Source organism: Bradyrhizobium sp. SZCCHNRI20481 (assembly GCF_032485055.1).
In the GTDB taxonomy this organism is placed as follows: domain Bacteria; phylum Pseudomonadota; class Alphaproteobacteria; order Rhizobiales; family Xanthobacteraceae; genus Bradyrhizobium.
This window is the reverse complement of sequence record NZ_JAUEUE010000014.1, coordinates 65,428-82,508: the sequence shown is the minus strand read 5'-3', so window position 1 is coordinate 82,508 and position 17,081 is coordinate 65,428. Positions and strand designations below refer to the sequence as shown.

Annotated in this window: 16 protein-coding genes; 10 read left to right on the top strand and 6 right to left on the bottom strand. The window is 66.0% G+C overall.

Annotation, left to right across the window (positions count from 1 at the left end):
- Positions 1–181: 181 nt before the first annotated feature.
- Positions 182–745 carry a nitroreductase gene (locus QX132_RS22785; protein WP_316162955.1) on the bottom strand — a complete coding sequence of 188 codons (564 nt, stop codon included), beginning with the start codon at positions 743–745 and terminating at the stop codon, positions 182–184.
- Positions 746–1,067: 322 nt separating this feature from the next.
- Between QX132_RS22785 and QX132_RS22780 the strand changes: the two genes are divergently transcribed.
- Positions 1,068–1,970, top strand: coding sequence for a hypothetical protein (locus tag QX132_RS22780; RefSeq protein ID WP_410052882.1), 903 nt, complete (start codon positions 1,068–1,070; stop codon positions 1,968–1,970).
- A gap of 91 nt (positions 1,971–2,061) precedes the next feature.
- Here QX132_RS22780 and thrS read toward each other — a convergent pair whose 3' ends face one another.
- On the bottom strand, positions 2,062–4,128 hold the full coding sequence (gene thrS / locus QX132_RS22775; protein ID WP_316162953.1) for a threonine--tRNA ligase: 2,067 nt from the start codon (positions 4,126–4,128) through the stop codon (positions 2,062–2,064).
- Between the two features lie 381 nt (positions 4,129–4,509).
- Between thrS and QX132_RS22770 the strand changes: the two genes are divergently transcribed.
- The 3 genes from QX132_RS22770 (at position 4,510) to QX132_RS22760 (ending at position 7,563) form a co-directional block, all read left to right on the top strand.
- The gene (locus tag QX132_RS22770) at positions 4,510–5,787 is read left to right on the top strand and encodes a hypothetical protein (protein WP_316162952.1); all 1,278 of its coding nucleotides are present in this window, start codon (positions 4,510–4,512) and stop codon (positions 5,785–5,787) included.
- A gap of 102 nt (positions 5,788–5,889) precedes the next feature.
- Positions 5,890–7,065, top strand: coding sequence for an MFS transporter (locus QX132_RS22765; RefSeq protein WP_316162951.1), 1,176 nt, complete (start codon positions 5,890–5,892; stop codon positions 7,063–7,065).
- 147 nt (positions 7,066–7,212) lie between these two features.
- The gene (locus tag QX132_RS22760) at positions 7,213–7,563 is read left to right on the top strand and encodes a hypothetical protein (protein ID WP_315737513.1); all 351 of its coding nucleotides are present in this window, start codon (positions 7,213–7,215) and stop codon (positions 7,561–7,563) included.
- Positions 7,564–7,584: 21 nt separating this feature from the next.
- Here QX132_RS22760 and QX132_RS22755 read toward each other — a convergent pair whose 3' ends face one another.
- A complete protein-coding gene (locus QX132_RS22755; RefSeq protein WP_410052880.1) occupies positions 7,585–8,820 on the bottom strand; it encodes an alpha/beta hydrolase in 1,236 nt (411 codons plus the stop codon).
- 316 nt (positions 8,821–9,136) lie between these two features.
- Between QX132_RS22755 and QX132_RS22750 the strand changes: the two genes are divergently transcribed.
- Entirely contained in the window at positions 9,137–10,510 is a 1,374-nt protein-coding gene (locus tag QX132_RS22750; RefSeq protein WP_315776787.1) for an APC family permease, read from the top strand.
- 1 nt (position 10,511) lies between these two features.
- The gene (locus QX132_RS22745) at positions 10,512–11,750 is read left to right on the top strand and encodes a hypothetical protein (RefSeq protein ID WP_410052879.1); all 1,239 of its coding nucleotides are present in this window, start codon (positions 10,512–10,514) and stop codon (positions 11,748–11,750) included.
- A 10-nt stretch (positions 11,751–11,760) separates the two neighbouring features.
- Here QX132_RS22745 and QX132_RS22740 read toward each other — a convergent pair whose 3' ends face one another.
- Together QX132_RS22740 and yidD are read right to left on the bottom strand one after the other, a co-directional pair.
- Positions 11,761–11,973, bottom strand: a complete 213-nt coding sequence (locus QX132_RS22740) for a hypothetical protein (protein WP_315737515.1) — start codon at positions 11,971–11,973, stop codon at positions 11,761–11,763.
- Positions 11,974–12,137: 164 nt separating this feature from the next.
- On the bottom strand, positions 12,138–12,488 hold the full coding sequence (yidD, locus tag QX132_RS22735; RefSeq protein WP_315780742.1) for a membrane protein insertion efficiency factor YidD: 351 nt from the start codon (positions 12,486–12,488) through the stop codon (positions 12,138–12,140).
- 262 nt (positions 12,489–12,750) lie between these two features.
- Between yidD and QX132_RS22730 the strand changes: the two genes are divergently transcribed.
- Complete coding sequence (locus QX132_RS22730; RefSeq protein WP_315780744.1) at positions 12,751–13,650, top strand: hypothetical protein; 900 nt, start codon at positions 12,751–12,753, stop codon at positions 13,648–13,650.
- A 135-nt stretch (positions 13,651–13,785) separates the two neighbouring features.
- Here QX132_RS22730 and QX132_RS22725 read toward each other — a convergent pair whose 3' ends face one another.
- Positions 13,786–14,247, bottom strand: a complete 462-nt coding sequence (locus QX132_RS22725; protein ID WP_315798710.1) for an iron-sulfur cluster assembly scaffold protein — start codon at positions 14,245–14,247, stop codon at positions 13,786–13,788.
- A gap of 227 nt (positions 14,248–14,474) precedes the next feature.
- Here QX132_RS22725 and folE point away from each other — a divergent pair, with 227 nt between their 5' ends.
- The 3 genes from folE (at position 14,475) to QX132_RS22710 (ending at position 16,821) form a co-directional block, all read left to right on the top strand.
- On the top strand, positions 14,475–15,182 hold the full coding sequence (gene folE, locus QX132_RS22720) for a GTP cyclohydrolase I FolE (RefSeq protein ID WP_315737519.1): 708 nt from the start codon (positions 14,475–14,477) through the stop codon (positions 15,180–15,182).
- Between the two features lie 29 nt (positions 15,183–15,211).
- Positions 15,212–15,640 (top strand): phosphoribosyl-AMP cyclohydrolase, encoded by a 429-nt coding sequence (gene hisI / locus QX132_RS22715; protein WP_315749472.1) that lies wholly within the window; start codon positions 15,212–15,214, stop codon positions 15,638–15,640.
- A 149-nt stretch (positions 15,641–15,789) separates the two neighbouring features.
- The gene (locus tag QX132_RS22710; protein ID WP_316162949.1) at positions 15,790–16,821 is read left to right on the top strand and encodes a lytic transglycosylase domain-containing protein; all 1,032 of its coding nucleotides are present in this window, start codon (positions 15,790–15,792) and stop codon (positions 16,819–16,821) included.
- The last annotated feature ends 260 nt before the right edge of the window (positions 16,822–17,081 follow it).

The window sequence follows — 17,081 nt, the reverse complement described above, 5'->3', positions numbered from 1 at the left end:
CGATGTCTGCCACCCCCACCACTGTCGTCCCGGACAAGCGCGCGGCACGCGCGCGCCGATCCGGGACCCATAACCCCAGGGAGATGTGGTGACGGGCGGTGTCGAACCAGCTTCTGTCGCGACTGCCGCCGGTGGTTATGGGTCCCTGCGTTCGCAGGGACGACAGCGGAAATTGCGGCGCTCAGAACCGCGTGACGATGTCAGCCAGCACGGGCCGCGGCCGGTCCTCGCTCGGCCTGGTCGGCCTGCCGATGTGAATGAGCCCCGCCAGCTTCTCCTCCGGCTTCAGGCCGAGTCCATCCATCACGTCGCGGTCGAACATGAACCAGCCGGACAGCCAGCAGCCGCCATAGCCGAGCGCGGTGGCGGCGGTCAGGATGTTCATCGCGCTGGCGCCGGCGGAGAGCTCCTGCTCATAGGCCGGCACCTTGGGATGCGGCCTGGTGAAGCTGACCAGGCCGATCACCAGCGGCGCCTCCATGAGGCGGTTCTTCTCGACCTCGAGCTCGGCGGCGCTCGCCTGCGGGTTCTTCCCGGCGAACACGGACGCGATGACCTCGCCGGCGCGGCGGCGGCCGTCGCCCTCGAACACGATGAAGCGCCACGGCGCGAGCTTGCCATGGTCGGGCACGCGGGCCCCGATGGTCAGGATGGTGTCGAGCTCGGCGGGCGAGGGGCCGGGGCCGCTCATCTCGCGCGGCTTCACGGAGCGGCGGGTCTTCAGCAGTTCAATCGCATCGGTCACGTCGTGATGTCTCGTTGGTTGCACGCGGGACAGATAGCATGCGCCTTCGCCTGCAACGAGACCACGGAACGGCGTTTTGATCGGTTCTACCGCGTGTTGCCGCAGCCGCAGGCGGCGCGCGCTCTGCTCAAGCTGCCGTGCAGCCGTGACGTGAATCCTGCAATCTTTCGCCTCACACGGCGGCCCCGGCCTGGTTGGCTGCGGCCATCGGTCCGCCGCCAGCCTCGGCCGTGGCAATTGTGGAAATTTGGGTGGATCGGTAAAAAGATGACGCTGGAGACCGCAGCTCGCGGCCGGCCGGGGCAGCAGACTTGCGGTGGGAATGACAGCGCTGACACCTTCAGTTGATGCCGTCGTGCGGCTGCGCCGCGAGCCGGGTTTCGCCGTGGCGATGCGGGCGTCGACCGAGGCTGCCGTCAGGCTCTACCGGGGCGACCGCATCCTCAATGCGCTGCTGAGCGACCGGGCGCGGGCGCTGTTTCCACATGTCGCGCTGTACCTGCACTTCGCCGAGCAGCGCGATGGCGAGCTCGGCCTCACCGTCGGCGCCATGAAGGAGATGTGCGTCAGGCTCGGTCTGTGCAGCCGCGGCCGCTGCGAGGCGATGCTGGCGCTGATGCGCGCGGCCGGGCTGGTCGCGTCCGCCTCCAATCTCGACCGACGCCGGCGTCCGCTGGTGCCGACCGACAAGCTCATCGCGCTGCATCGCGAGCGGTGGGGCGTGCAGTTCGACGCGATGAGCGCGGTGCTGCCGGCCGCCGTGGCTTATCGGGCGGCGCTGAACGATCCGGCCTTCGTGAAGACCTTCGTGCTCGAGCTTGGCCGCCGCTTCATCGCCGGCGTGCGGGTGCTCGACGGCGCGCCGGAGCTGGAGCCGTTTGCCGAGCGCACCGCTGGCATGGTGATCCTGTTCAGCCTGGCCCAAGGGGGCGGGCCGGACCAGCCGTTCCCGCCCGCTGGTCCCGTGCCGCTCTCCATCAATGGACTGGCGACGCGCTTTTCGGTGTCGCGCAAGCACGTGCTGACCTTGCTGCGGGATGCGGAGGAGAAGGGCCTGCTCGTCCGCGGCACCGACGCCATCACCATCCTGCCAAGGGGACGCGAGGCGATCGAGCGGATGCTCGCGACGATGTTCCTCTACATGGCCGAATGCGCCGAGGTGGCGCGGCAGGCGGCGGGCCGGGATGGGAGCGCGACGGATGCAGCGGCCAGCGTATCAGCATAGCAGCGCCCGTAGCCCGGGTGAACGCAAGCGACACCCGGGGAAACTGTTCCCGCCTGTCGCTGCGCTCATGCGGGCTACGAACCGGGACAGCTCACGCCGCCTCGCGCTGACGGCGCCGCACGTCCGGCGGCGTCGCCTCGTCGACCAGGGCGGCGATGGCCTCCGCGGTCGGCATCACGGTCTGGCCGTCGCGGCCGAGCCGGCGCACGGAGACCGAATGCGTCTCGGCCTCCTTCTTGCCGACGACGAGCAGGGCAGGGATCTTCTGCAGCGAGTGCTCGCGGACCTTGTAGTTGATCTTCTCGTTGCGCAGGTCGATCTCGGCCCGCAGACCCGCACGCCGCAACGCCGCCAGCACCTGCTTGGCGTATTCGTCGCCTTCCGAGGTGATGGTGGTGACGACCACCTGCGTCGGCGCCAGCCACAGCGGGAAGCTGCCGGCATAGTGCTCGATCAGGATGCCGATGAAGCGCTCCATCGAGCCGCAGATGGCGCGGTGGACCATGACCGGCGCCTTCTTGGCGCCGTCGGCGTCGATGTAGAACGCGCCGAACCGCTCCGGCAGGTTGAAGTCGACCTGCGTGGTGCCGCACTGCCAGTCGCGGCCGATGGCATCGCGCAGCACATACTCGAACTTTGGCCCGTAGAACGCGCCTTCGCCCGGATTGATCTCGGTGCGGATGTGGTTGCTCTGCGCCTTGATCTCGTTCAGCACGGTCGCCATCACGCGCTCGGCGTGATCCCACATCTCGTCGGTGCCGACGCGCTTGTCCGGCCGGGTCGAGAGCTTCACCGTCAATTCGCCCTCGAAGCCGAAGTCCGAGTAGGTCGACAGGATCAGGTCGTTGATCTTCAGGCACTCGTCGGCGAGTTGGTCCTCGGTGCAGAACACATGCGCATCGTCCTGGGTGAAGCCGCGCACGCGCATCAGGCCGTGCATGGCGCCGGAGGCCTCGTAGCGATGCACGACGCCGAACTCGGCGAGCCGCAGCGGCAGGTCGCGGTAGCTCTTCAGGCCGTGCTTGAAGATCTGCACGTGACCCGGGCAGTTCATCGGCTTGAGCGCGAACCAGCGCTTGTCCTCGGCCTCGTCGCCGGCGGACTGCGCCGCGAACATGTTCTCGCGATACCAGTTCCAGTGACCGGAGGTCTCCCACAGCGACTTGTCGAGGATCTGCGGCGCGTTGACCTCGTCATACTCGCCGGCGAGACGCCGGCGCATATAGGCGATCAGCGCCTGGAAGATGCTCCAGCCTTTGGGATGCCAGAACACGACGCCCGGACCTTCCTCCTGGAAGTGGAACAGGTCGAGCTCGCGGCCGAGCTTGCGGTGGTCGCGCTTCTCGGCCTCCTCGATCTGCTTGAGGTAGGCGTCGAGCTGCTCCTGCTTGGCGAAGGCGGTGCCGTAGATGCGGGTCAGCATCGGGTTGTTGGAATCGCCGCGCCAATACGCGCCCGCCACCTTCATCAATTTGAAGGCGTTGCCGATCTTCCCCGTCGAGGTCATGTGCGGACCACGGCACAGGTCGAACCAGTCGCCCTGGTAGTAGATCTTGATCGGCTCGTTGCCCGGAATGGCGTCGACCAGCTCGACCTTGAACGCCTCGCCCTTGTCGCGGAACACCTGCTTGGTCTTCTCGCGGTCCCACACCTCCTTGGTGAAGGGTTTGTCGCGGCCGATGATCTCGCGCATCTTCTTCTCGATCGCGGCGAAGTCTTCGGGCGTGAACGGCTCGTTGCGGAAGAAGTCGTAATAGAAGCCGTTCTCGATCACCGGACCGATCGTGACCTGGGTGCCCGGCCACAGCGATTGCACGGCCTCGGCGAGCACGTGCGCGCAATCGTGCCGGATCAATTCCAGCGCGCGCGGGTCGTCGCGGTCGACGAGTTCGAGCTTGGCGTCATCGGTGATGGGATCGTCGAGGTCGACGAGGTCGCCGTTCAGCGCCATCGCGACGGTGCGCTTGGCGAGCGAGGGCGAGATGCCCTTGGCAATGTCGAGACCGGTGGTGCCCCTGGGGTATTCACGCCGGGCGCCGTCTGGGAAGCTGATGGTGATCTTCTCGACCGGGGTGGCGGGCTTCAGGTTACTGAGGCTGTATTGGAAATTGGACTTTTGCTGGTCGGACTTGGGATCAGGCGATTTCGGATCGGACATGGGTCACTCCTTGAGCTCACTCCTGCGAACGAGCGCAGGTAAGCGGGAGCAAGGGGTATAGCAGGGGATTTTCAGGCTGCAACCGGGAGAGGGACGGGAAAACCGCCCAATTGCGGCTGGTGCGGCGATGCGGAGATTGCCGCCGCGGGCCGGTATGATACAACTTCAAGTGTTCGGGGCGTGGGGACGCGTTTGGCGATGGAGTCTGCAGGGGAGGCGCCGCTCTCCGTTTGTCGGCGCGGCGGCATTCATGTTGGGGCCGCACTGATCATGTGCGTGCTGTCGAGCCTGTCGTCGCTCGCGGCCGTTCCGGCGGCAACAAGGCCCGCGGACCAGTCCAGATCCATGGTCCAGCCGAGACCTCTTTCGCAGCAAAAGGCTTTGCAGCCGAAGCCGGCGGCGCAGCCAAGGCCCCCGGCCAGACCTGCAACGGAGTCCAGGCCGGCCGCGCGCCGCGCCCCGTCGCCGCGGATCGCAGATGGCTCGGCGCCGATTGCGTTCGCGCTCGTCAAGGGCTCCTCGGACGCCTGTGGACATGGCTGTGACAGCTGGATCGCCGCCGAAGGCAAGATCGACGGCGGCGCCGCCGCGCGCTTCCGCAAGTTCATGAAGCAGATCGGCGAGCGCAGATTGCCGATCTACTTCAATTCTCCAGGCGGCAATCTGCAGCAGGCGCTCGCCATCGGCGACATGCTGCGCGAGCGCAAGGCCGCCGTGCGGGTGGGACGCACCACCTTGCGCGAGTGCGGCTTCGAGCCTCAGGAGGGCGAAGCTTGTAGCAAGGTGAAGCTGTCCGGGCGCGAGCTGCATGGTGAGGTCTGGACGCGGGGGGCGATGTGCAATTCGGCCTGTCCCTACTTGCTGCTCGGCGCGTCCACGCGTGACATCGCAGCGGATGCGACGCTCGCGGTGCATTCGCCGCGCGTCATCCTGAACTTCACGGGCGGCGTGCCGACCCGCGAGATGCGGGCGCAGGCGATGCAGCAGGCGATGGCGCGGGCCGACAAGATGGTGCTCGACTACATCACCAAGCTCGGCGCGGATCCCGGTCTGCTGACGGTGGCGCGGTCTGTCCCGTTCGAGAGCATGCGCATCCTGACGCGGGAGGAGATCGCGCGGTTTGCGCTCGACAGGCGGCAGCGGGTGGAAAGCCCCTGGATGTTCGAGACCGCCAGCCGTGGGATTGCCTACAAGACCATTCTCGCCCGTAAGGACGGTGAGAGCACGTTCCAGACCACGCGCTTGCAGATGGTCTGCTTCGATCAGGACCGCTTCGAGCTCGACGTCGAGCGCATCGCGCCGGCCGGCTCGCCGCCAGGTCCGCTGGCGATGGCGAGCGGAGATATGCGGCTCAATTTCCTCTCGCCGCCGCGGCGGTCGGGCGATCGCGAGACCTGGGGCGTGTTCCTCAATGCAAGCCAGGTGAAAACGCTGGCCTTGATGCCGTCGGCCGAGCTGAGCGATGCCCTGATGAATGTCGCGCGTCGCAACGTCTCGACATTTCCGGTGAGCAGCGAAGGCCTGCAATCTGCTCTGAAGATGCTGACCGAGAGCTGCCCGCCGTCCAAGGCCATCGTCCGTCCGACGGGTACGCCGGTTCCGTGGACGCAGATTCCCTCGCCGCAGGCCTCGGCGGCGCAGCCCGTCCCCGCGCGCTGACGAGAATGGCGGCCAGGACGAAGGAGGCAGGACGAGAGAAAGTCATGGGCGGCATGAGACATTTTCATGCAAATGCATGAAATTCTCTGCTATTGAGGCGCGATGACATCCACATCCGCTCCCGGGCGCCTTGCGCCGACCGCGCTCATGCTCGGCAATCTCGTCACCGGCTGCTCGGTGCTCGCGCCCGCCGGCCTGCTGCCGGAGCTCGCCTCGGATCTTGCTGTCGGCGTTCAGACGGCGGGGCTCCTGATCACCTTCGGCGCGGTGGTGCTCTGCATCTGCTCGCCCTTGACCGCCTGGCTGACGAGCCGCTTCGATCGCCGCCGTCTGCTCGCAGCGACGCTCTTGGTGCTCACGCTCGGCAATCTCGGCTCGGCGTTTGCGCCCGATTATGCGAGCCTGCTCGCGCTGCGCCTCGTGATGCTCGCGGTCGGCGCTCTCTATACACCGCAGGCCGCCGGAACGGCGGCGCTGATCAGCCCGGTCGAGAGACGCGGCAGCACCATCGCCTATGTCTTCCTGGGCTGGTCGCTGGCGGCCGCCGTGGGGCTGCCCATGATCACCTTCATCGGCAGTCATTCCGGTTGGCGAGCCGCCTATCTCGCGGTCGGTGCGGCCGGCGCGGTCAGCTTCGTGCTGCTGACGTGGCGCCTGCCATCCGGCCTGAAGGGCGCGCCGGTCGCGTTGAAGACCTGGACCGAACTCGGCCGCAACCGCCTGGTGGTCCTGCTGCTCCTGGTCACGACCCTGCAGATGTCGGGACAGTTCGTCATCTTCACCTTCATGGGACCGCTGCTGAAGCGCCTGACTGGCGCCGACTCCAACCAGATCGGCCTGGTGTTCGCGATCTACGGCGCCTGCGGCTTTCTCGGCGTCGTCATCGCAACCCGGATCGTCGATGGCTGGGGAGCCTACCGGACGTCGCTCTTGTTCACCTGCCTGATGTTCGCCGGCGTGTCGGCCTGGACGCTGGCGGCAGGCACCTACGGCCTCATGGCGGTGGCGGTCGCAATCTGGGGGTTGGGGTTTGCGTCCACCAATTCGATGCAGCAGGTTCGGCTGGTGGCAGCCGCGCCGCCGCTCGCCTCAGCTTCGGTGTCGCTCAACACCTCCGTGCTCTATATCGGCCAAGCCATCGGCTCCGCGATCGGCGGCAGCCTGTTCGCGCGCGACCTGCTCGGCGCCACCGGCTACGTCGCACTGATGTTCCTGACCCTGGCATTGCTGGCAATCCTGGCCAGCCGCCAGCGCGCGCGGATCGCGGTTCCGGCCTGAGCAGCGGGTTGACGCTTGGCAAAGCCGGCCCGACCGGATTAAAGGCCGATGTCGTGGGGGCTGCTGGGGCGTGGATTCTGCCACGGCCGGCGAGTAGCATCGACGGACGTCCTCGCGTGCCCACGGGTCGGATGAGAGAGATATGGCATGAAGAAGATGATGTTGAGCCTGGCTGCAGTGCTGCTGTGCACCCCTGCGCTGGCCCAGAGCGCGCCGATGGTCGGTGACCGACCGCTGGTGCAGGTCAAGCCGAAGGGGACGAAGACCGCCGCCGCAGCGCCGGCCAAGCCGCAATCGGCGGCCGCCAAGCTCCAGGCCTGCCTGGAGATCGATGACGGAACCAAGGAGCGCCTGAACTGCTACGACGCCGTCATTCCGCCAGCCGCCAAGCCGAAGGCGATGAAGGCCAAGGCGGTCGGCGACTGCAAGTTCACCAAGGAAGAGGACGAGCGGCTCGCCTGCTTCAACGGCTTCGTCGAGAAGCTGCCGAAGTCCTGAGGCGTTGCGGCGGCCGCTCTCTCAGCGGCTCGACACGCGGTTCGACATGTCCTGGGCTCCGGCCGCAATCCGGATCGGCGGCTGGGCGGCCGCCATCTTGACCAGCACATCCTTGATCGGGTTGCGAGTCCAGGCCTGCGTGACGTAGTCGCGATGGGTGATGCCCTCGTCGGTCTCGACGAAGACGACGCTGCCCGGGCGCAGCGGCCGGTCCATGTCTTCGGAGACTTCGATGCCGCGATTGCGCAGCATCGCCATCAGTTCTTGATCATGCCGCGCGGTATAGCGCGTGTAGGAGCTGATGAAAAAGCCGGAGCGGCTGCGCTCGATCCAGTTGGCGAACTTGTCGAGCTGGCCGTAGACCGCATCGAGCAGCACGACGCCGCGCACGCGGTCGCTGATGCCGCCGACCTCGAGGCTCCATGCCGTGGGGAGGAAGCCGCCGCTGTAGCCGACGATTACGATGGGCATGCCGGCGAAAGTCTTCGCGCTTGCCGGATCGCCGGTCAGGCGGGCGAGGCTGGCCGCGGCCTCGTCCATGAAGCGCTTGAAGCCGCCGGGCTGCCAGAACTTGCCGGCGCTCGAATCGGCGGCGTCGACGGCCATCTGCGGCGCGAGCAGCACCGCGTTGACGCCGGCCGCGGTGATCTGCTGCGGCACCAACTGGCGGTCGCGCACGTCGCGCTCCAGCGTGGCGCCGTTGCCATGGAAGAACACGACGATCACGCCCGGCTTGCGCACATCGAATTGTTCGGGGACGTGCACCAGCACACGGCTGTCGTTGTAGGTCTGGTCCTGCCAGTAGACGCGGCCGGAGAAGCTGCGGTGGCCGCGGCGCTCACCGCTGCTGACGTTCAGGAACGGTGCGTCGGACGCCGGATTGTTGCCGAAATAGGGAAAGGCCGACGACTTCATGCTGACGAGGGTCGTCAGTTCCTCACGCTGCGGCCGTCCCGGCCGCTGCGGCTCCAGCGATGCGATCTGAGAGGGCGCCGGCTTCGGGGCGAAGTCGGAGGGCGTGTGAAGCCGAAAGCTCTCCTGCGCGGACGGGAACCGGTCGCTGAATTCAGGCGCCGGAAACCGATCGTCGAAGGTCAGCCCCTGGGCCGTCGACGCGTTGGCGGCCAACGCCTCGGGATTGGGGGCCTTGCCGCAATGCGTGAACGAAAGGCAGATCGCCAGCGCCAAAGCCGCGCGCCACCAGAGGCACCAACCTCTGCGCACAGACCTCAAGATGTTATGGTCTTCCCCGATCATCCGTCCCCAAAGACGAGTTCGAGCCGCAACACGGCTCTTCAACCAGCGGATTTCGTTCAACCTGCGCCGCCGAAATTGAGGTCGCGTTAAGGATCGTGTCCGGCCAACCCCGGGCGCACCGGGACACACCACGCGAACGTGTCGCGATTGTGGGACGCCTGGCGGCCCAATGCAATGTCGCAGCCCAGCCTGTCCGAAATCGGTTCATAAATACCCTTGATGAAGGTCATATTTAACGCCCGTTAACGATGTTTGAATGCTTCGGCGGGAACCTGGGCTGAGGCAGAGGAAGGGGCGCCGGGCGTCCTTCGACGAGATGGCTGCATCCGAGGCGGACGATCCCGGCCGGGGCCGGACAGACGGCGACCGGGTTCCATCCGTGTCGCTTCCGGTCGCGACTGCTATCGTCATCGCCGACATGATCGGGGTCGGCGTCTTCACCAGCCTCGGCTTCCAGGTCCGAGACATCCCGTCGGGCTTCTCCATTCTGGTGCTGTGGGCGGTCGGGGGATTGGTGTCGATCTGCGGGGCACTGTCCTATGCCGAACTCGGCACGATGTTTCCGCGCTCGAGCGGCGAGTACAATTTTCTCACGCGGGCGTTCCACCCGGCGATCGGCTTCATGGCCGGGTGGGTCTCGGCGACGGTGGGCTTCGCGGCGCCGGTGGCGCTCGCGGCCATGGCGTTCGGAGAATATGGTCGTGCCGTCATCCCGGGCGCTCCGCCGCTGCTGCTCGCCACCGGCGCTGTCTGGCTCGTGACAGCAGTGCAACTCGGCGGCATCAGGCAGTCGAGCCGTTTCCAGCTGTTGTCGACCGTGCTGAAGCTCGGGCTCATCACCGCCTTCCTGATCGCCGGCTACACCATCGCCACCCCGCAACCGGTGACGTTCCTGCCAACCGTGACCGATGTCGGTCACGTGACGAGCGCGGCGTTCGCGACCGGACTGGTGTTCGTGATGTACGCGTTCTCCGGCTGGAACGCGGCGACCTACATCATCGGCGAGTTGCATGCGCCGGAGCGGACCTTGCCGCGCGCGCTGCTGTTGGGCACGGTGATCGTTCTGGTGCTCTACATCGCGCTCAACGCGGTTTTCCTGCGAGCCGCACCGATGGACGCGCTCGCGGGCCAACTCCAGGTCGCGAGCATCGCGGGCAGTCATATCTTCGGCGAGACCGGCGGGCGCTTCGTGGCCGCGATGATCTGCATCGGACTGGTTCCTTCCATTGCCGCGATGATGTGGATCGGCCCGCGCGTGCTGATGACAATGGGCGAGGACATTCCGGCGCTGTCGGTGTTCGCGCGGCGCTCGCGCAACGGGGCGCCGGCCTACGCCGTCCTGTTCCAGCTCACGGTGGCCACCCTGATGCTGTTCACGGAGAGCTTCGAGGCGGTGCTGGATCTCGTCCAGTTCTCGCTCTTGTCCTGCTCGTTTCTCGCTGTGCTCGGACTGCTCAAGCTGCGCATCGCGCAGCCCGAACTCACGCGACCCTACCGCGCCTGGGGCTATCCGGTCACGCCGTTGATCTTCCTCAGCGTGACCTTCTTCATGATGTACTATCTCGTCGCGACGCGGCCCTTGCAGGCAGGGCTCGGCGCAGGCGCAATGGCGTCGGGATTGCTGATCTATTGGCTCGCTCACGCGCGATCGCGCCGTATCACCGCAACGCTCGCATCGGGTTCGGATTGAAATGCTGTTGGCCTCGAGAGTCTGGTTCGCCGTCGCATGTCTGATCCTTGCCATGAGCTTCGAGGCTCGGGCTCAGACCATCACGCCGGACGATACGGCGCGGGTGCTGGCGGGCATGGCGCCAGCGGCGGGCTCGCCGCTCGTGCCCTTCGTGCAGGATCCGGCATGGCGGCGGCACGCGGCGTTCTTCGACAACGCCTTCAATCAGCTCGAGCAGCGACAATTGTCGAAGATCAGGGCCTGGGCGGATGCCAATCTGGCCGCGCCGCGGCCGGCGATGTTCTATTTCTTCTCCGGGCCGGATTTTCTCTATGCCGATGCCTTTCATCCGAAGGCAACGACCTATGTCCTGGTGGCGCTCGAGCCGACCGGCCCGATCCCGGACCTGACCAGATTGCCCCGAGGCAGCATCGGCCCTGCGCTGTCCTATGTCGAACGCTCGTTGCAATCGATCCTGAGTTTCTCCTTCTTTATCACCAGGGACATGAAGGTCGACTTGCGCGAAGGCGAACTCGAAGGGACCTTGCCAATCCTCTACGTCTTCCTGGCGCGCACCGGCAAGACGATCCGCGAGGCCAGTCTGATCTGGTTGGACGAGAATGGCGGATTGCACGGAAACAACGAGCCGCCGACGCGCAATGCGACCAAGGGCGCGCGCATCCTGTTTGCCGGCGCCGACGGGGTCGCGAAGACGCTCTACTACTTCTCCGCTGATCTCTCCGATTCCGGCGTGAAGGCCAGTGGGTTGTTCAAGTTCTGCGAGCCGCTGGGGCCGGGCGACAGTCTCCTGAAGAGCGCGTCTTATCTGTTGCATGAGAACGGCTTCGCACAGGTCCGCAGCTGGCTGCTGAAGAACAGCGCCACCGTCATCCAGGACGATTCCGGCATCCCGCTCGCGAGCTATGAGGCGCGGGCCTGGCGTTTCCTGCCGTTCGGGCGCTATGCCGGGCCGATCGACAAATTCCCGGACATGTACCAGAGGAGCTATGCGAGGCTGTTCGAGCGTGCGCAGCCGCTGGAATTCGGGATCGGCTATCGTTGGCGCACGCGTGAATCGAATGTCCTGCTCGCGGTGAGATCGCCTCCGGCCGACGCGACGGTCTCGGCCGAAGCGAGCGCCCCTGCAGAAACGGATTACCAGCCACCGCCGCGCGCCCGGCGCGTGCCGCGGCCGCTGGAGCCGGTTCCTCTCTATCCGCCGCCGCGGCGCGACGATTTCATCTTCTGGCCGAGATGGTAGGGGGTGAATATCACCAGTGCACGCTCTGGCTGGGCACGATGTAGGACGTCGTCGGCGGGGGCAGGGCGGTGCTGTCGGCAAGATAGCGCCAGGCACCGACAATGACGATCAACAAAGCGATGATGCAGAGTAGATCCACCTGGCGTGCGTCGTGGTGGCCGGCCTGATCGGGACCGATGCTCTTGCGGGAACGGTTGCTTCTGGGGCTGATTGTCCAGCGCATCGTTGTTTTCCTCCCGAAGGAAGCATCACATCAATGCAGGTCGAGGCAGCGCGGCTCCTGATGGGAGCGCCGGCTCGTGACGTAAGAATAATCGTAGCCCGAGATTTCGCCAGGGTCATGTGCTGCAGATCAATTGACGAGCGCGACGTCTGTTGCGCTGCACATCAGCCCGGGCCGTTGACGCCGCGCCATCGCGCGTAGCGCCAAGGCAGATACCAGTGAGCGCCTGCGGGAGCCGTTGTTGGGACGTTGTCGATGCCCGAGGTGCCAAAGGGCTGGCAGCGCAGCAGACGGGCGAGCGTCATCCACCCGCCCGCCCAGAGTCCGAAGCGTTCGATGGCCTCATCGGCATAGACCGAGCAGGTCGGCAGGTGCCGACAATTGTAGCCGACCAGCGGCGACAATGTGTGGCGGTACAGCCAGATCAGCGCGTGAGCAGCGCGCCGCGGGAGTCGGGCCAGCAGCGACCCGATGTGCGCAGAATGGCAGCCGATGTCAGAGCATGAGTGCTTCATGAGCGCGATGCCAGATGGATGTGCGAACTTTTGACCGGTTCCTCGGCAGGGAACCCGGCTCGCGTTCATTTGTGGTGATGTGATGCAACAATGGCCGGTTTTCAGCGGCGCCGCAGCACGCCGCAGCTGGACGGTCGGTGATTGCCCGGATACGTTTCCCGACAAGGATGTGACAGACTAATAACGGATTTGAGGCCAGGTTGTCAGGTCTTTCCGCGAGAAAACCGAGGAACTGCGTACCGAGCTTGACGAGGGGGACGGATTGCGCGTGAGATTGCTACGGTCGCGTGAATTGCGCTGGATGCTACTTGGTGTTGCAGCGCTTGGTGCGGTGGTCGGTAGCGCGATCACCATCATGTCAAACACGGCGCGCGCCGGCGGCGCGCTCGAAGAGCGCAAACTCCCGATGCGGTTCGGTTGGGTCGCCTGCGAGCCGAATTGCGGCTGGGTCAGTGCGGTCGGGATCGTCACCGGCGATACGCCGAAGGATTTCGAGGATTTCGCGAGGGATCGCGACCTGACGGGGGCCACCCTGGTGCTCGACTCCAGCGGCGGCTCGGTCAACGACGCCATCACCTTGGGCCGCCGGTTCCGTGGGCTGAAGATGCGCACCACCGTCGGCATGACCCAGCGTCCGAGCCGCGCGGGTGACCGGCCGCGCGTCATGCCCGAGGCCTATTGCGAGTCGATGTGCGTGTTCCTGCTGCTGGCTGGAACCACGCGTTATGTTCCGGATACGGCCCATGTCCGCGTTCACCAGATCTGGATGGGAGACCGCGCCGACGACGCCAAGGCGGCGAGCTATACGGCGCAGGACCTGATGATCGTCGAGCGCGACATCGGGCGTCTCGCCAAATACACCTTCGAGATGGGCGGAGCGGGCGATCTGCTGTCGCTGGCGCTGAACGTGCCGCCCTGGGAGGACCTGCATGAGCTGTCACGCGCCGAGCTGCGGCTCACCAACGTCGTGACCACGGATCTGGTTGCCGAGGTGCTGCCGCCGAAGGGGGCCGTGCCGGTCGCCGAGCTCGCACAGAAGCCGCAGGCCAAGGACAAGCAGCAGGACCGCTTCTCCGTGGCGCTGGACCGCGACAAGGGGCAACTGTCGCGTACCGCCGAGGCTCTGCCGCCAGCGACGGTCGCCACGACGCCGCAGCAATAGGCATCGACGTCGCCGGGGCGAGCCGGGCCTCCGCGTCCAATCATGAGCTTGCCGACGACCGCTCCCGCATGCCGGTGCGCTCATGCGGGCTATGGATCTGTCAGTCTGCACGCACGGGTGGGAAGCGGTGCCGCCTCAGCCCTGAGCCGCGGCCGGCTGCTCGCCGTTGGTCTTGGCCTCGATCTGGCCGATGGCATCCACCACGGCGTCGAACGTCAGCATCGTGGAGGCGTGGCGGGCCTTGTAGTCTCGCACCGGCTCAAGCAGGGCAATGTCGGCCCATTTGCCCTCCGGCGGCGCACCGTTCTCCTTCAGCATCCTCCGGACCGTCTCCCGCAGCTCGCGCAGCTCCGCGGCGCTGGAACCGACGACGTGGCGGGCCATGATCGAAGAGGAGGCCTGGCCGAGGGCGCAGGCCTTCACGTCATGGGCGAAGTCGGTCACCACGGGCCCGTCCATCTTGAGGTCGACCTTGACGGTCGAGCCGCACAGCTTGGAATGGGCGGTGGCAGTGGCGTCCGGGTGGTCCAGCCGTCCGAGCCGCGGAATGTTGCCGGCGAGCTCGATGATGCGCTTGTTGTAGATGTCGTTCAGCATGTGCCTGACGTCCCGGAATTACCGGCGTGGCGGCCTTGGCGGCCGGGTTTCATCGCCCTATATTGCGAGTATATGGAAACGATTGGCAGGAATTCCAGCCACATCCACAGGCGTCCGGCGCGAGAGGCGCCAAGCCTGCGTGTGGCACCTCTGCAGGTGACGCCCTCAAGGTGATGCTGTGCCGGTGACACTCCGGTCGGACCGCCGACCGGTCGAACGGAGTTGAGATGGACACTTTGATCAAGACGTTGCGTGCGAACAAGCCCGAGGGCAAGCCGTTAGACGCCAAGCTGACTGACGCTCGCGCTGCAGAGCTCGATCCCGCCGAGTTTCTCGCTGCCGCCGTGCGGCCCGACCGTGCCAGGCCGTCGCGGGCCGAGGCCGAGGCCGCAGTCTATACGCTGTTGAATTACATCGGCGAGGATCCGACCCGCGAGGGGCTGGTCGATACGCCGCGCCGGGTCGTCGAGGCCTATGACGAGCTGTACCAGGGCTATCACCAGTGCCCGGCCGAGGTGCTCGACCGCACCTTCGGCGAGACCGCCGGCTACGACGACTTCGTGCTGATTCGCGACATCGAGTTCACGTCGCAATGCGAGCATCACATGATGCCCTTCTACGGCCGCGCGCATATCGCCTATACGCCGGTCGAGCGGGTGGTCGGTCTGTCCAAGCTGGCGCGCCTGACCGACATCTTCGCCCGCCGCCTGCAGACCCAGGAGCATCTCACCGCCCAGATCGCGGCTGCGATCGACGAGGTGCTGAAGCCGCGCGGCGTCGCCGTCATGATCGAGGCCGAGCACACCTGCATGTCGGTGCGGGGCGTCGCCAAGCACGGCGCCATCACCTTCACCAGCCGCTTCACCGGCATGTTCAGGGACAATCCGGCCGAGCAGTCGCGCTTCCTGTCCATGGTGCGGTCGCCGCAACGGTAAGCCTGCCAACCCGTTGAGCAGAGAGTTTCGTGTCTTCATCCTCAGTTGAGCGCGAGGAGGGCTTGGCCTTCCTGCCCAAGTTCGACGCGGCCGGCCTCGTCACCTGTGTGACGACCGATGCCGTGAGCGGCGACGTGCTGATGGTCGCCCACATGAACGAGGAGGCCCTGCGCAAGACGGTGGCGACCGGCGAAGCCTGGTATTTCAGCCGCTCGCGCAATGCGTTGTGGCGCAAGGGTGAGAGCTCGGGCCAGACCCAGCGCGTGGTCGAGATGCGCACCGATTGCGACCAGGACGCGGTCTGGTTGCGCGTCGAGCAGGCCGGCGCGGCGTGCCACACCGGCCGCCATTCCTGCTTCTATCGCAAGGTCGAGCGATCGGATGACGGCAGCGGCGCGCGGCTCGTGTTCGTCGATGCCGACAGGCTGTTCGATCCCGCCGAGGTCTATCGCAAGTAGGCCAGCGACCTGCGTCCTGACGTGCCCGGTCGTTCATTGGCCCGGTCGGGCCCTGCGAATTAACCCGCCATTAACCATACCCGCCGCATTTTGCCGGACGTTTCCGGCGCGTTCGTCTGCCAGCGAATCTGCAAACAGCGGGTCTTCCCATGTCGGTCGACGCATCCAACTCCTCGTCCACCGGTTTCCTCGATGGCGTCCGGGCGAAGGTCGCCGGCGCAATCAAGCAGGCCGCGGACAGCGTCGGCACCAGCTTCGAATATCTGTTGTCGACCGCCAAGATGGAGTCCGACTTCAATCCGACCGCCGGCGCCTCGACGTCATCAGCGCGCGGGCTCTACCAGTTCATCGACCAGACCTGGCTCGGCACCGTGAAGGAAGCCGGCTCCGATCTCGGCTATGGCCAATATGCCGACGCGATCACCCGGACATCGTCGGGCGACTACACGGTCAGCGATCCCGGAATGCGGCAGGCGATCATGAAGCTGCGCGACGACCCGCAGGCGTCGTCCGCGATGGCCGCTGCGCTCACGCAATCGAACAGCTTCCAGCTCGCCGGCAAGATCGGCCGTCGGCCGACCGATGCCGAGCTCTACATGGCGCACTTCATGGGTGTCGGCGGCGCCGCGAAGCTGATCACCAGCACCCAGGAGACGCCGAATGCGTCGGCCGCGCGGATGTTTCCCAGCGCCGCCGCGGCCAACCGGCCGATCTTCTACGATCGCGACGGACAAGCCCGCAGCGTGTCCCAGGTCTATGCGGTGCTGAACACGCGCTATGCCGGCGCCGCCAACTCCTCGGCGACGCGCGGGGCGCTCGCCCTTTATGGAGGGGCATCGGCGAACGTCGCGGCCAATGCGGCCGGCGGTGGTGCGCTGCCGACGACGGACACCGCCACCTTCCTGTCGATGTTTCCGGATGCGCGCGGCTCGTCGCAAGCCGCATCTTCGACGACGGCCGACGCATCGGCCGCCAACCGGCCGGCGGACCCGATGTTTCGCTCGCTATTCCAGGTTGACGGCCAGTCGAGCCAGGCGGTCTCGCCGACCGTCCGCGAATTGTGGGGCCGCTCATCGGTCGCTAGCGCGGCCTCGTCGGAGGGCGGCGGTAACGATGGCGGCGGCAATGGCCAGCGCAGACTCGACCTGTTCAGCGATCCCCACGGCACCTTTTCGGGCTGATGTGCCGGCTAAGGCGGTCCGCACTCGTCGCTGAACCATTGATCAAAAAGAACTATTTTCGACCTTTCGCCACGGCTTGCGCTGCCGGCGGCGGCCGCATTTCGCCCGTTGGATTACGGCCAAATGAGACATTCAGAGGTAATATAATATAGCTTTGATTTACCTCCTTAACAAAACATCAACAAAACCAGCTACTTATGGTGAACGCTTTGTTAAGCGTCGTGGTTTATTTTCGGTGCTGTTGAGGCCCTCGTGGCCTT

Coding starts and splice junctions, on each gene's coding strand:
- QX132_RS22780 (WP_410052882.1), top strand. CDS start 1,068: ATGACAGCGCTGACACCTTCAGTTGATGCCGTCGTGCGGCTGCGCCGC.
- thrS (WP_316162953.1), bottom strand. CDS start 4,128: ATGTCCGATCCGAAATCGCCTGATCCCAAGTCCGACCAGCAAAAGTCC.
- QX132_RS22765 (WP_316162951.1), top strand. CDS start 5,890: ATGACATCCACATCCGCTCCCGGGCGCCTTGCGCCGACCGCGCTCATG.
- QX132_RS22760 (WP_315737513.1), top strand. CDS start 7,213: ATGAAGAAGATGATGTTGAGCCTGGCTGCAGTGCTGCTGTGCACCCCT.
- QX132_RS22755 (WP_410052880.1), bottom strand. CDS start 8,820: ATGATCGGGGAAGACCATAACATCTTGAGGTCTGTGCGCAGAGGTTGG.
- QX132_RS22750 (WP_315776787.1), top strand. CDS start 9,137: ATGGCTGCATCCGAGGCGGACGATCCCGGCCGGGGCCGGACAGACGGC.
- QX132_RS22745 (WP_410052879.1), top strand. CDS start 10,512: ATGCTGTTGGCCTCGAGAGTCTGGTTCGCCGTCGCATGTCTGATCCTT.
- QX132_RS22740 (WP_315737515.1), bottom strand. CDS start 11,973: ATGCGCTGGACAATCAGCCCCAGAAGCAACCGTTCCCGCAAGAGCATC.
- yidD (WP_315780742.1), bottom strand. CDS start 12,488: ATGAAGCACTCATGCTCTGACATCGGCTGCCATTCTGCGCACATCGGG.
- QX132_RS22725 (WP_315798710.1), bottom strand. CDS start 14,247: ATGCTGAACGACATCTACAACAAGCGCATCATCGAGCTCGCCGGCAAC.
- folE (WP_315737519.1), top strand. CDS start 14,475: ATGGACACTTTGATCAAGACGTTGCGTGCGAACAAGCCCGAGGGCAAG.
- QX132_RS22710 (WP_316162949.1), top strand. CDS start 15,790: ATGTCGGTCGACGCATCCAACTCCTCGTCCACCGGTTTCCTCGATGGC.